Genomic DNA, 15,179 nt, shown 5'->3' with positions numbered 1-15,179 from the left:
CTCAGATTACGACCAGAGTCAATGACATCTGGGTTGTTCCCACAGGGTTTTTCACGCTTGCACTGACAACAACCGAGCCAGTTTCAACAGGTTCGAAGACGATCTTCGACCATCCTTTATCATCGCTGACAGTCCCTCTCAGCGGAACATCATCAACGGTCCAGAGCACGCTCATATCGACCACTGGCTCGGTCAGGTTTTTAACGACCTGCACTGCGATCGTCACAGGCTTGCCTACTTGGCCGATGAGGGGCACTGCATAAATAGAACGCAGGATAACGCTGGGTCGGGCAACCACGTTGATCTTTCCTAGCGAAACCGTGTCCGGATTCAGCGAAGCCACGAGATCAAATTCCCCGACCTCAGTCGCGATGAATTTTACCGGAGCGACTCCTTGCTCGTCGGAAACCGACGAAGGCAGTGATTTGCCGGCGAATTGCCAATTGACTGGCACGTCTCCTACGGGAATTCCTTGCGGTTGTTTTTTCACAACTGCCCAAGCGGTTACTTCTTCTGCACGATAAATTATTGTCCTGTCGCAACTGAGCGATTCAATCACCGGCACTTGCCCGGTATAGGTCAATACAGCCATATCCCAACCGGCCAGCCCGCCTTCAACGGTCGCTGACAGAACGCCGTCACTCAAACCCATGAAAGTCCAGTCGGCAATTCCCTCGTCATCGGTTACCGAGCTCACTACGTGCCCGCCAAACTCCCACGTCACGAGCACTCCGGCCAAGGGCTGTGCGGTCAACGTAGACACCACTCTGGCTTTCGCATGCACCCGGGGTTCGTCGGCAGACTGCCGGGTGTCGGACGGTTCATAAAGTTCTGCGATCTGCCTCGGTTGGGCGAGGACAAGATCCGTTGCAATCGAAGCCGAATTACCAGCATCGCCAACTGTTGCGATGACCTGACTTGAACCTGGCGTTGTGGGAACAAAGCGTACTGTTGCCCTCCCGTAAAAGTCGGTCTCGGCGTTCAAAACGCCAAGGTCAGTGTGCGTAAATGTCACCAGCACCCCTGCCATGGGTTTTGCGCTGATGGACGAGACGACCTGGATCGTCTGTTCAAAGACATCTCCCCAAAGCAGCTGCGAACCGGCATTGCTGGCCGTCAAGCCGATTTTCATCACCCGCGAACCTGCACCCTGCGACATCGCGTTGGTCGGCGACAGCCGTGCCAGCCGTTCGGCGCAAAGTCGCAAGGCGAAACTGCCGTCCGTGGAATCTCCCGCGCGCAACCCGAACCTTGCCATTCCATTCCTGACAACCTGCGCCACGCCCAGCTCTGGCTCATAGCTATTGCCCAGTACCGCAGGCGCAGTGCCGATATGCCCCATACGTACGGTCTGCCCGTTAAATTCTTCCGGGAAAAACGCCACGATACTGTGCCTGCCTTTGCGACGGGGGAAACCGGTGGTGTCACCCCAGACCTGACTGGTCTGACCATCGAAACTGACGTTGACTCGAGGCCAGAGATCTTCTGCCAACGGTTTGAAGGTGGCGCTTCTCTGCTCTGAGGTATTGTCGTAAAGACTGAGCAAAGTGGCCTGCACCGTATGCATGTCGATGGTCGCGGGAAGCACGGCGAAGCCGCAACTGCCATCGCTGTCCGTGTTGACCACTACGGGGCCTGCGCCCGAGTGCCAGGTGACCGGCACGTCGGCAACTGCCTCTGCGGTAAAACGCGACACCACATTAGCCCATGTCCAGGCCTGATCGAGATCGACTACCGGATCCACCGGTGACTCGAGTATGAAATTGAAACTCAAGGCGTTATGTCCCAATTCCATTGGTGCGACGGGTGCGAGGAATGCCAATTGGGGCAGGTTTGCAGCGAGCGCAAAGTCGCCCGCTTTTGTGCTGCTGCGCAAGTCGAGTTGCCAGAAAGCGCCCTCTGCACCAAGCGCTTGAGATTGCGCCAAGGGCGGACTCACGATCGCATTCAGTTCGTCGGCAGGCGTTCCCGACCACTCCAGCGCTGCTGACAGGCCCACCAGCGGGCTTAGCTCATTGAGACAGACGGTAAACTGATGATCCGCACCGAGGCAGGGATATAGCTTCTGCCCGTCGAGTGCTGCCTTTACCCGATCCAGCCTGACGCCAAGCTCACGGGTCAGATCCGGATTGATGAATCGCCCGCACAACTCGCGATCATCTGCAACGTCATCGGCCCGCAAACGCAACTCAAAGGGGCTGCTGCGACTGTCGGCACCGCTGGAAGACAGGCTCCATGTCAGTCCATCAGCCCCCAGCGGAAAAGAAATGCCCGGATCAGCCGGTTTCAGGCCGATCTGTGGGTCGTTCTCTCGCCAATCAAGGCTGATGCGTTTGATGCCGATCCATGGGCTGCCGGGAACAGGGGTGACCCTGAGAGTGTGCGTATGGCCATGCCGGCACACCAGACCAATGGTCTGCAGATCGACGGCTTCGCCGTCCAGGGTTATTGCGACATGCTCTTTCCAGAGGCTGGTCGCAATTGCCTTCACGATGAATTCCTTCTCGCTCGGCTCGGCTTCTTCGTGAGCCTTGATGGTGGCAATGACGCGATGGTCTCCGGCACTTGCAGGCTGATACTGATGACTGGCCCAACCGCCAGTGCCTGTCAGAGTCATCGGCATGCTCCCATCCGGCTCCTTCCAGAAAACCAACGCGCCCTCTACCGGTTCACCTGTTCCTGATGTCGTCCTGTGCAGCACCTGCACCCACATCCGTGCGCTTTCGTTTTCATCCACCACGCAAATCCTGTCAGGCCCCCGCACCTGACCGGGCATGACCACGTTGCGTGCCAGCGACATCGGTTTGGCAGGCGAGCCTTCCAACAGGTGGCCAGAGGTCAACCGCAAGGAAAATTGGCCATCCTGTTTGTCATCGTTATCCAGACGATAGGCAAGTAATCCATCCGCCCCTATACGAACAGGTATTTCGAGCGGCGGCGAAACAGTAACGCCCAGTTTCTCCGCAGGCTCGCCATTCCATCGCAGCGCCACCTCGGTGCCTCGAAGCACGTCGGGGAACCGGATCTGCAAATGCCAGGTCGTCCCGCGATTGGGGTAGCCCTTCAGTTCCCACGGCTGCTCGTCTCCGGCTTCAGTGATCGTGCGAACCTCCTTCAACGGGTCGGTCGCGAGGACCTTGACCTCAAAGACCTCCGTCACTGCGCCGCTAGCGTAATAGAGACTCTCGACCGAGGCTTCAATACGCACATCACCGGCAGCGCTCGGTTTTTGTTCAAACCAGGCCCAGCCCTCGTGATCGGTCGACGTCGTGGTTTTGACGTCAGTGTCTTTTACCGTCCAGGTGACTGTCCTTCCTTCCTGTGCCTTGTCGGTGTAATGCGAGCCAACGCAGACGCCGACCCTCATGGATTGGTCATACTCCATCACCACGTAATGCGCCGCCTCTTTCAGTTGAATGAACTTCAGGCGGTGGTCACCCAATGAGACCGGAATATCCAGCACGGGTGCATGGAACTCGTTTGATAACTGCAGGTTGAAAAGGTACGGGGGATCGCCGTCAATCTCTGGGCAAACCAGGCTCCAGGAGTCATCCAGCGGTTTATCCTTGCCCCAGTCTGGATCGGCGACAATTGCGCCCTGCGGATTGGCTTTGTTATGCAGGGACGCCCGCGTGCCCCGCCACGCATCATCCTGAGCATGGATGCATTTGAACCGATGCGCTGCCAAACCCAGCGCGCCCAGACAAAGAGGCACGGCACGGCCCAGTGGCAATTGTTGCCCGTCCAGTTCCAGGGTCAACACCTGCGCCGCCGGCAAGTGCAACTGAAGATTGATCCGGGTGATACGCAACGAGGAGAAGTAGTCGCCCTCTTTGTTGACCGGACTGATGGCGTGGACTTTGAGAATGTGGGTGTCCACAAGCGGCAATGTCACATCCACTTGGTACGAGCGCGGTTTGAACAGGCGAGGCAGGCCAGCGCGCTGGCGCAGAAGATCGTCATGCCGATCACGGCGCCCGCCTGGGTGCAAGGGAATTTGCTGGGTAACAGGCAGTCCGGCCACACTCAGCTCCAGCAGGCCCTCCTTCTCGTGGTCCATTTCACAAAGAAAGCTGATGACATACCTGACGTCATCGCTGGCGCTCTTGAACAAGGTGACTTCCTGATAAGCGGAAGAACCGTCGAGAGCAGACAGGATATTCACGCGCTCGCCACCCTCCAGTTGCTCTCCCTTGGTTACGACGTAGCTTGGGTTGACGGGCCCCCTTTTCCACTGCGCGAGGCTCTGAGAGAAGTCACCATTGATGATCAAATTCCGCTCGGCCTGAATGCTGGGATCAAGCATGATGATGGCTCCGTTCGGCATTACGTTGCAGAGCATTCGCTTTGGCTTCTGTCACCAGATTTTCCACCGCCAGGGTAAAGGTCGGTTCACCGGCCCTGGCCGTATAACGGAGGGTGACAATGAGGTCTGTAATGGACGCAAGTACCGCAGACTGCGCCGGTTCGCGACACCACGGAAAATGGATTTCCCAAGAGGAAACGGCCCCGGAACACTCAAAGGCACGAAGCAGACCCGCATCCTGGTCTTCCATGACGCGGCCATCATCGGTAACACCACTGGAAATACCGATTTGCTGTCCCGAGCGCGTATTGAACAGCACATCGGCAGGTGGCGTGGTGCTGTCGGGCTCATGCAGATATTCCACCGCCCGCGGCACTGGCCGAACCACGGTACGACTGCCGATCTGGGTCAACGTGGCCCTGACGTTTTCGTAGGGTCCGAGCAATGCTGGGCAGTCCACTTCAACCGATCGGATCAGCCGGCAGTACTCGCCGGGATGGTCGCGATTGAAGTTCAGCTCACTTACAGAGAAGGCCAGCCTGCCGCCATTCTGCAGTTGTTCAAGCGCCTGCGCCCAGTTGGGGGCAGCAGCCTGAGGCTCGACCGCATCATCGAAGAGCTGCCTCAAGGAAATCGTTTTGATCCGCTCGATGGATCGCTCGAAGCCTTGCAAGTGATTGCGTTGCTCACGCATCAGAAAGCCGATCAACTGCTGGCCAGCGACCAAACCGTGATGCTTCTCGGACCAGGCCTGAGGCAAAGGTGACTGTGAATCGTAATCACCGGTTTGCGCGATGCGCGATGCCTGGGCACTGATGCACAGACTGTAAGTTGCATCATAAGCCTGGTAGTACAACGCCTTGAGTTGTGCCAGCAGCCAGTCGTAAAGCTGACTGTGGGCAGTGCGTTTTTGCAGGAAGTCGTACACGGCCATGGATTGGAGATTGGTTTGCAGGACCAATTGCAGACTGGCCCGGGCGGCATCCACAGCTATCACCTGCGCATTGATCTGCTCATCCAGCGCCTGCAGTTCGGCGAGTGCCAGATTGCGTTGCAAACCCCACTCGCGGCGACGCAGACGATAGCCTTCGGTCACCGCTCTTTTTTCCGCATCTGCCTGTTTGCCCAGGGAGGCAATCTGCAAGCCCTGTGCGATGGCATGCAAAACACCTTCTGGAAAAGCATTGCCGTTGGCCACGCCAAAAACTTTGGGAATGACCGAAATCCCCCCCGCAGCAGCCTGAACGGCGACCGAGCTCTGATTGAGTTCTTTGGCAGCGTGAAGGTCATCCATGACCTTGTATTCTTCTGCCGTGACGTTCTCGTCAAACCAGGCGGCGTATTCATCGGCACGTTGCTTTACGGCTGCGTGACTTTGGCGCAAGGCCGCCAGCGTCGCATTCATCTGAGCCAGGGATTTTTCCTGGATGGCTTTCGTCCACTCGGCTTGTTCCACCAGATGCCGTTGCTGCAGCTCTACCTGTTGTGCCGTGTCGCGCTGTTCCATGAAGCGCAGCATCTCACTGCCGAGACTCTGCAGCTCTTGCGCAGAACGCAATGCAAATTCGCTGGTGACTCGCCAGCTATAGCCGTTGATCACTGGCCGCCCCCCCATGCGCTGTGGCCCGGCGCTGCTTCCGGCAGCGAGATTGAGCAACAGTTGCGCAGGATCACCCGGCGGCTCATACACCGGCAGTTCGAGCGGTTTGCCGTCAATGGTCAACCAATGACGCAAGTTGTACAGGCGTTGCCCAAGCAACTGGAACAGCGTCAGCAAGCGCTCGTTGGTCGGCAGTTTGAATGGTGAGGTCGCCAGCAGACCCATCACGGGTGCGAAATCAGCCGAAGGCGGCACGTCTGCAAGGGAATACACATGCGTTCTCTCGAACGCTTCCAGCGTCGGGCGCGCGCCGCTCTTGTCAATCAGCGCGCCGAGCGTTTGTGTCTGCCAGTCGGTCACTGAGCGCGACGATGGCGGGTCGCCCATCAAGTTCTGGGCCTGCACGTAACACTCCTTGGCCAGCACCAAACTGTCCCGAGTCTGTTGGCGGTAATACCAGTCCCCTTCCTCGACCAGATTCTTGACGTACTCCATGAAGGTCAGGATCTGAAAATGCTTTGGCGCCGCGTAACTGATGGCGTACGGATCATCTTCCACCAGGCACTCAGCGCCGGCATGACCGGGACTCACCAGCGGCCGGCAGCGCCAATAGTACGGTTTGTCGCTTGGCTGCCCGGGATCTGAAAGCTGCTCAATGGCTTGCGGATCAAAAATCCTGCGCCACCAGACCTCCGCCTCACGATACCGATTTTCGTCGCGAAAGCGGATCGCCACCAAGTGAATGAGATGGAAGAACAGTTCCCAGAAATACAGACCATTGGCACCATTGAAGGCACCGTTAGGCTCACTGACCGGCCCGGCTTCAGAGGTCGGTTCAGGCAGAAACTGTGTCGTCCAGTCGAGCACAGCATCCACGGAAACGTTGGCGAGGCCCACAAGATGCGGACCAAACAGCGAATTGAGGCGTATCCGTGCCAATGTTCCCGGCTTGTTGAAGGCAAGAAACTGTGCCGCGTCATATCGATTCTTTTCCAGCACCGCAGGGTCGAAACCCACGATGGCGGTCATTGTCAGCACGAAATTTTTACGGCCGTAGGTTGCAGAGGCAGTAGTGGCGCCGAACGAGAAGGTCATGGGACTGACGAAGCCCCCCGAGCCACGCTTGTAGATCAGCCAGTCGCTAGCCCATCCGCCAGCTATTGGATGCTCGCCTGTAGTTTGCTTCGGATCCTCTGCTGCGGGAGTGCTGAGCAGCGTCAGATCGAAAACGGCGCAGCCATCCAGCCCTGCGCCATTGGCTTTGCAAATCCCCCTGACAGCCAGGATGTCTCCTGTGGAGTGCGTCAGTACAAACGCATCCAGTTCATAGAAATCAGTCAATGTCCCGGGCGTCGGGATCGTCGTGACAATTTTGGGCCGGGTTTGCTCAGTCAACGAATGCTGGACCGTCAGAACGCTGTCGAAACGCTGCTCCAGCATTATCAGCCAACCGTCTTCATAGGTCGGAACATAGCGAAACAGCGCATCGCGCACCACCGGCGTCTGCGCTACAACCCCGTTGAAAAACAGCACGCCGAGAACGCCATTGGGCTGACTTGGGGTAACCCGGACCGTGGCAATCAAACGGCTGCCGGCGGCCGGAGGGTCGTCTGGATCTACAATGCTTTGCAGATTTGTTGCAGGCGACCAGTCTCCATTCTGCGACTTGAAGGCTATGTTGATGTTTACCTTGTACGGAACATAGCCATCCTTGCCTTTGTCCCCGAGTTTGTCCGAAAGCTCAGCCCAGATCAGACACGGCCGACCGTTCCAGAACACCGGCCGCATATCCAACACGGTTCCGGTCGCCCCCACATCGACCATCTCCCACTCGTTCCATGCCGCAGGGTTGACGTCGGTGCAGGTCGGCGTCAATTCGATCCGCGCTTCGCGCCAAAAGTATCGATAAGGCGCAACGCGCTCGCGGCCGACAAAGAAATAGCGTCCGTCCACCGCGGTAGTTCCATGCAGGAAAGCACTGATGACTTCCAGGTTGCAGACTTCTTCAAAGGACTTCAGGTAATTGCGCAAAGCGATCAATACCGAATCGCTGCTCAGCCGCGTCTGATTCAGATCCGTTATCAGCGTCTGGAACAAACGAGTCGTGCGTGGCCGTGCGAACGGCGTCATGAAGTTTTCCGGCTGGACGAGGAGCGACATCGAGGCCGACCAGCCCGAATAATTGCTTAGCAGTTTCCAGCGTTTCAGATCTTCTTCGGGAAATTCTGTTTTCGAATAACCCGGCTCAAGCTTGCGGTAGGCGGCGTTGATGAATTTCTGCGCGCAACTGATCGCCTCGGCACCCAGGGCACCAGGTACTTTCTGCGTGTCGAGTGAGTCCAGACGCAACAATTCATTCAGGTGCTCAGCGTTTCTTATGATCTTGAACCGACCAACGCTCTCGCCGAAATGGCCCAGGCAATAATCCGTCAACGCAGCGCGACGTTGTTCCAGCAAATCATTGATGATGCTTTGGCTCATGATCTTTACCTTCTGGCGGGGAGATACCCAAACGTCATGCTTCATTCGGAAGCAGGAAGAGGTGCGAACCGAATCACTTCAAAATCCACACTTTTTTCGCTGGTTTCCGAAAGCACCCTGCAAATGAATGTGCCTCCGGTGGGACTTGAGACGACTGCTCGGGCAACGCCTTGCTGAGTGGTCTGCCCCTGCTGGGGCTGAATCACCGCCTCAACGGCCAGTAAAGGCTCGTCACCGATGGCTGTTGCGGACCAACTCACCCAGCGGTTTTTGCCCAGATTGCCGAAGCGATCCATGAGAACCGCGGTCAACTCGACCGCTTGCCGTTCTGGAACCACGCTCGTGGGCACTCTGGACATGAAGGCTGAGGGGAAATCCAAGAGCAGACCGTCGTCGGTCAACTGGATGAGCGGCCCCTCCTGCGGCGTGATCAATGGCACCCAGAACAGGGGACGCTCAGCCCCCATGACCTTCCCGGGCTTGTATGTTGCCGTGGCAATACCCGTTGGCTGGGTTTTGCCGATGACCAGCGTGCCGAGACTGGCCTGTCCGCGAATGACCACACCGCTGAGCGGTTTGCCATCCTGGTCAGTCAGCTTGATAGTGAAAATGATCTGGCCTGGACTACCGGCAATCACCTCGGTGTTATCCACCTCGATCTGCATGTTGATGAGCGGCGCGCGAAGCTCTGTGGATGGGCGAACTGCAGGCGCCGTTTCCGACAGGCTCAATGAGGCATGCTCGGCAGCGCTTTTGTAAAAAGCCTTGTCGACGGCCTCGGGCAGCGTCCCGAGCAGAAAAATGGTCAGCGCATCCATATTGGTATGGGCAGCGAGTTCGAGCACCCGAACCAATAAGTCGAGCTGCTTGAGGTTCTTCAAGAGTCCATACTGCGGGTCGATCCGACCGATGCACTCGTGCACCTCCTGCTCGCTCCAGTCGAAGAACCGTGCCAGCCAGACTTCCGATGCCTGCTGTGCCAGGCGCAGCGCATCGGTGGATAAATCCTTCGGATCACCCCATTCCCTGATCTGCCTCAGGTACTCAAGCATCTCGGTATGAGGCTGCTCGCTGATCTTCAAGGCATGAGTCAGAACCGTCAGGTAATACAGGGTAGCGATGCTAAAGGCATGGGGCTGATCCTGCTCCCACCAATCGTTGAGCCCGTAATCGAGAAGCGCATCCAGTGTTTCGAGGCTGATGTCGAGTTCGGCCACGACAGCGCTGCGCCGACGCATGTCAGCCAGCAATGAAAACAAAGGATCAAGAGATTCCTCCGTCAGGCCGCGTGACAGTGCCCAGTCGTCTCCCGCATGCTCGACAATTCTGACCAACAGCTCATAAACGCTCGAATCTGCCCAGTTCAAAACCCTCAGCGCCCGCTCTGCATCGAGCCCGGTATAAACAGCCAGACATTCACGAGCGACCGAAAGCTGAGCGGCACGCGCCTGCAGCAGAACCGTGAGCATGAGCTCGACAATGGGAGTACGCACGCTGATGTCATCTTCATCCAGCCCCTCCCTGACCGCTTTGTCGAGTTCCACCCTGGCGAAGCCAACGTATTGGTCATCGGTTCCGTCTCGAGATTTCACCAGGCCCAGAGGGTCGGTTAACGAAGACAGCAGATCCGTCCAGTTGCGGCCTACCAGCGCGGGCACGCCGGCGGTCAGGAAACCGGTATGAGTCAACAATGCCTCGCCGAGCAAATTGCGGACCTGCTCGAACAAACGCAGTTCAGGCTCGTCCGCCACATTGGACACCTGAGGATCCGCCACCTGCTGCAGCATCCACAGCACCGGAAAATCGCGCGTTCCACACCAGTACCGGCATGCAGCCAATGCCGAAATGAGGTTCAGTACATCGGGCACAGTGTCACCGGCCGCGGTTTCTCCTTTGATCACCGGAACGCCCGCCAGACCGTCAGCCCAGGCCTCCCGGCCAAGCAACATGAGCATCAACAGCCCCTCGACAGGCGTCATGCTCAACAGGCGTGGTAATTTCACCAGTCGGTAAAACGCCGACAGAATCTCCGGGCTGCGCACGAGCGTGTCGGTTCGGCCATGGGCACGGGCAATCGCCAGCGCCAGGTACTGGTATGTCTGCAGGTCGATTTCCAGCGCGCTGCAGATTCGGCTGACGGTAAGTTCCGGCACACCTTGGCGCGGCAGCAATGGAAACTCGCCGTTATCAAGCAGCAACGGATCGCGGTAGTCGCCCTCGACGTTATTGAAGATCTGATCAAATTGTGAAGGTGCCTGCCCGCGCCCATAGATCGAGAGCTTGTCGATGAACACCGCGAAATCCGCAGCCTTGCAGTCGAAGCCTTCACGCAGGGTCTGGAACAGCCCCAACGCATGCACGGTATGGTCGGTCAGCCGGATGGCGGGTTTCTCGGGTTTGTCAGGGGCATCCGGGATGCCGGCCCACTCGGCATTGAAAGCGGCCACCAGCAGCGAGTCCACCTCCTCGGGTGGCAGCTTCAGCCATAGATCCAGGCGCCGCTTGCGGTTCATCCGGTCGTATCGCCCCGGGACCATGGGGGATTCGCTCAAACGGTGCAGAAGATTTTCGTAATTGACACTGACGGCGGGTGATTCGCCGCCGTTGATGTACACCGAACCGGAACGCTCGCTTTCCTGATCGTCGGTCGGCACATAGATTTTCACGTTAGCCGACCGTGTTGGTGCATAACGACGAATCGACAGAAAAGCCTCCACTCCTTCGGCATCCAGTCTGGTGCGCTGAGCGAAAAAGGCGACTTGATTGAGGTTCTGCCAGTCCAACCCGGTTGTACCGTAATTCCTTAAGTAGAATGCCTCTCTGATGTCTGTGTCGACGTCGTCGGGAATGAGGTCCTCGATCAACAATTCTCGCTGGAACGGCCCCAGCCGCGAGGCATGAGCCAGCGCACGGCCGGCATCGTCATCCCAAGCGAGCGGAAGCAGAAAGTTGGGGTATTCGATATCTGTCCAGCGGGCAAAATGGCCCACTGAAAGACCGCGATCAGCAACCAGCGCATTGATGGTCGCCCAGTGTTTGAAATACGGCAGACCATTGGGGTAGCGCCGCTGGATCAAGGCGTCTTCCAGCTCCAACTCTGTTTTGTCGATAAACCTTTCCAGCACCTTGATGATAATGTTGACAGCAGAAACCGTCTGGTGCATCGCGTTGTGGTCGATGGCTAATTCCTTGATATCGGCACGACGCGTATGGATTGGAATCTTGCCAATGGCCTCATCCGGATTACCATATGCTTCGACGTTGTCCTCGACCCACCTCCACAGTTCTACCAGATAAGCGACTACGCCCGTGGCATCTTCAAGCGCGCCAACGGGTGCGTACTGGTCATATGCCGGGCTGAACAAAAGCTCGTAATTGGGCCCGGTATTGAACCCCCCCGCCGCGTAAAGTGCCGGTCGAGCCTGGGCGGTCAATGACTGCTCGATAAACTGCCGGCGCAGATAAATGGCCAGAGCATTGGCCCGACGCAGAAACCTCCTCGCCTCCTCGATGCTGATTCCAAAGTCTCTGACCAGTCCCACGGGCCCCTTTTCCACCAAGGGAAAAATCGAGCCGCCGCTTTCCAGCCAGTTTCTCAGACCGGCGAGATTTTCCTGGCTCTGCTGCTCGCCGAAGACCTGCTCGAACAACTCCAGGCTGGGGCGTTTCGCGGTATTTTTCATGGCCATGCTGTCAGTCCTTGAACAGGTGATGTGGCGCTGGCGAGCAACCTCACCGGCACCGGCTGATACGCCCATTCAATGCTCCAGCACAGCAACGGTCTACTGTCATAAATGACAGGTTTTATGACCGTTTATCGGAACTACCTGTGAGAATGGTCAGGCGACTCGGCCGGCACATCAAAACGCCCGCTTTCTGCATCGTCTGATATCGGCGTCCCTGTGCTGGACGTTTGCCGGAAACGGCACCATTGGGCGCCGTTGGGCAGCGGCTCCGCCGGCGTAGCTGTCCAGCCGGCGTCAGTGACCGCAACGGGGCCGGCAAGCACGACATCCGGGTTGTACCAGCTCATCAGCATTCCCGTGCCCGGTCTGCCCGAGCCCGTGAAGGCCGCCACCGGAGAAACCCAAGAACCTGGCCTTGGGTATGTGAATTGCGGGACGAAAAGCCTCACCTGACTCTCCCACTCGCTGGGAGCCGAATGAAACTCCCCCCTGGAGGCCACAACGCTCAATGTCACCGTCCCATCGGGTAGCTCCAGCGTTGCCGGGATTGACCAGCTCGCGTCGTCAAGCACCGGGGCCGTGCCCAATACGTATTCCCCGCGTTTGAGCGTGATCACGTCACCAGCAACACCGAACCCGGACACTGTCACCGTCGCGCCAAGGAATTCTTCGGGAGTCGGTGATTCGGGCGTCACCGCGACGGGTACGACTCGACATGGCACATCAAGGCTGGGTTTTGACGTTTTGCCCTCGAAGGTCTGAGTTGCCCAAAGGATTTCGTCTCCGACCTCCAATGCAACCCTGGCCTCCCAGGCACCGTCCGCACCGACCTGGATATCGCGCAACAACGGCTCAGCGAGCCCGCGGCGCCAAACGGTAACCAACCCCTCTGGCCGCCCCGTACCCGAGAGGATTGCCCTGCGCGTCAGATCGCCTCCGGGAAGCGGCAGCACGAACTCTGGCGGCATGACCACGACGTCGAACTCGCGCACCTCACTGTCCTCCGATGCCCGGTCGCTGAGGGTCTGCTGCGCGGTGATGAACCATGTCTTGATGGCAAGTCCGGTGAGCGACACCGACCACGGGCCGTCCTGCCCGAGAATCACGGGCTCACCCAAGCGCTTGCCTTCCTGCGCGTCCCAAAGCTGCATCGAAGCGCCTGCCATGCCGAAGTCACCGGTCACCGTCAGATCGCTGTCGGTTTCCTGTCCGGGCAGCGGCGTTCTGATCGCGGGTTTGAGCCGTTCCCTGTAGACCGTGAAGCTTGTGGAGGCAGGCTCTGAAGTCTGACCGTTCAGCGTCTGAGTCGCCTGAACGGCGTAAGCCACACCTTCAGTAAAAAAGAGGTCGCGCTGAAAGCGCCAGGTTTCTCCAGATACATCTGCCTCAAAAAAGCGCTCGTCATCACTGAACTTGAGGAGGACGCTCGCTGTGCTGTGGCAACTTCCCGTGAATTCGGGTGAAAGCGAGTCTTGGTCGAACGGATGTATTTCAGGCTTTCGCGGCCGGATGGTGACTTTAAACGTCACCCAGGTGGGGGATGCATGTACATCCTTGAACTGCCTGATACAAACCTCACGATCGCGCACCGGGCCCCATTCGTCGATTGTTCGGGTAGACCACTGACCCGAAGCGGGCACAAGTGCAGGTTCAGCCGCGACCGTGTCATCAGGGTTAAGCAGCCTCACCGTTGCGCCGGGATAGCCCATCCCGGAAATGGTCGGCTGATAATCCTGGTCATGTTCTATTGCCGTCGGATTCGGCAATTGCAGCGCAATCGTTATTCGCGCAGGCTCAGACTCGATCCACCCGGTAGGGACATCACGGATTTTTTGCACAACGTCCAGAATGACAGTCTCAAGCGGCCAGTCATTCACCTGTGTTTGAAATCTCCCCCCTATGACCTCTGCAGGCGCTGGAGCTTTGGCTTCAGGCGGACTGACAACCTTGAACTCGACCGTAGCGTCATCAATACCCTCGCCCGACAACGTTACAACGGTACCCTCTACTACTACATCGACTTCCCCCAGCCTCGGCGGGCGGATTCTGAAATAACGAGCCACACTGGATGAAGATGGGGGGCTGCCGTCGAATTCCTGCCTGGCGACCAACGAGTGACGACCGGGGGAGAGCTCTAACTCGACCTTCCAGCTACCTGCCATATCGGTGATGATCGACGATCCGAGGACCGGACCGGTTTCCAGATCGGGATATATGGAAATCTTCGCCCCGACCGCGCCCTGATCGCCTTCCAGAGTAAATTTCTGATTCTGGAGCGTGGCCTCCAACGGTTTTGTAATGCGAGGAGTACCCATCGAGACAAACGTGCGCTCCACAGGAGCATGGGAGCCACCAAACCCGTCATGAGAAGCCTCGATGGTCAGCGAGGCAGCTGGCGGGGGGATGATGCTCACTTCCCAGTACCCATATATACCGGCTACAGAAGTACCCAACGTTTGGCCTGTTGCAACATTCTTTACCGTAACCGTCGAGCCCGTTATGGCTTGACCTCTCAATGGAAAAGGCTGAGCCGGCGGTACGAACGCGCCTGCAGCAGGAGATGTAAATGAGGTCCCGCAATTCTTCTGCCAAATAATGGCTACCGATACACTCTGCAAAGGGTCGCGGATTCTTGCCGCTATGGTCAGATTCGGATAGGGCAGACTCTCAAGATCATCTTCTACATACCAATACCCGTTACCGTCTCGAGGTGGATAAAGTGTCCGGTTAACCTGCACCACCACCTCTTCAGAAGGATTCTGCGGAACAGCTCTGCCTCGCACGATTACCTTGCTGCCCAGCAAAGCGTTTGGAGGAGGGAAATCGATCTGAAGTATCTGCGCCTTTTCTTCATTCAGTTGCGGGGAGGACGCGCTTTCGGTCTGCGGATCGACATTCTTGTCAAAGTCTTCCATCTAGCTTTCCTCGACGGGTCAAGAGCTGCTGCAAGCGGTAGGCGGAGCCTGAGTGTTTAATACCCGCTCGTGCCTCGGCCGCCACCTGTCAACTCTGACAGTCCCGACCAGCGGTAACTATTCCCACGCCGCAACATGCTGACGTCCTTCAGCCGTTAACACGCGGCTACATCAGGTTGCGCCGTTGCCTA

The 15,179-nt window shown here is 57.7% G+C and carries 4 protein-coding genes; all 4 read right to left on the bottom strand.

Translation table 11 applies throughout. From position 1 onward, the window contains the following. Position 1: 1 nt before the first annotated feature. The gene (locus tag J5M66_RS21610) at positions 2-4,306 is read right to left on the bottom strand and encodes a hypothetical protein (protein ID WP_207808352.1); all 4,305 of its coding nucleotides are present in this window, start codon (positions 4,304-4,306) and stop codon (positions 2-4) included. Further along, positions 4,299-8,387, bottom strand: a complete 4,089-nt coding sequence (locus J5M66_RS21605) for a neuraminidase-like domain-containing protein (RefSeq protein ID WP_207808354.1) — start codon at positions 8,385-8,387, stop codon at positions 4,299-4,301. The genes J5M66_RS21610 and J5M66_RS21605 overlap by 8 nt, the downstream gene beginning before the upstream one ends. A 41-nt stretch (positions 8,388-8,428) precedes the next feature. After that, positions 8,429-12,145 (bottom strand): Tc toxin subunit A, encoded by a 3,717-nt coding sequence (locus J5M66_RS21600; RefSeq protein ID WP_243433039.1) that lies wholly within the window; start codon positions 12,143-12,145, stop codon positions 8,429-8,431. Between the two features lie 65 nt (positions 12,146-12,210). Next, on the bottom strand, positions 12,211-14,988 hold the full coding sequence (locus J5M66_RS21595; RefSeq protein WP_123443700.1) for a hypothetical protein: 2,778 nt from the start codon (positions 14,986-14,988) through the stop codon (positions 12,211-12,213). Between the last annotated feature and the right edge of the window lie 191 nt (positions 14,989-15,179).

Origin of the sequence: Pseudomonas sp. 67(2021) (genome assembly GCF_017491835.1) — a bacterium.
GTDB classification, from domain to species: domain Bacteria; phylum Pseudomonadota; class Gammaproteobacteria; order Pseudomonadales; family Pseudomonadaceae; genus Aquipseudomonas; species Aquipseudomonas atacamensis.
The sequence above is the reverse complement of the archived record's forward strand: the minus strand, read 5'-3'. Positions and strand labels throughout refer to the sequence as shown.

Coding starts and splice junctions, on each gene's coding strand:
- J5M66_RS21595 (WP_123443700.1), bottom strand. CDS start 14,988: ATGGAAGACTTTGACAAGAATGTCGATCCGCAGACCGAAAGCGCGTCC.
- J5M66_RS21610 (WP_207808352.1), bottom strand. CDS start 4,306: ATGCTTGATCCCAGCATTCAGGCCGAGCGGAATTTGATCATCAATGGT.
- J5M66_RS21605 (WP_207808354.1), bottom strand. CDS start 8,387: ATGAGCCAAAGCATCATCAATGATTTGCTGGAACAACGTCGCGCTGCG.
- J5M66_RS21600 (WP_243433039.1), bottom strand. CDS start 12,145: ATGGGCGTATCAGCCGGTGCCGGTGAGGTTGCTCGCCAGCGCCACATC.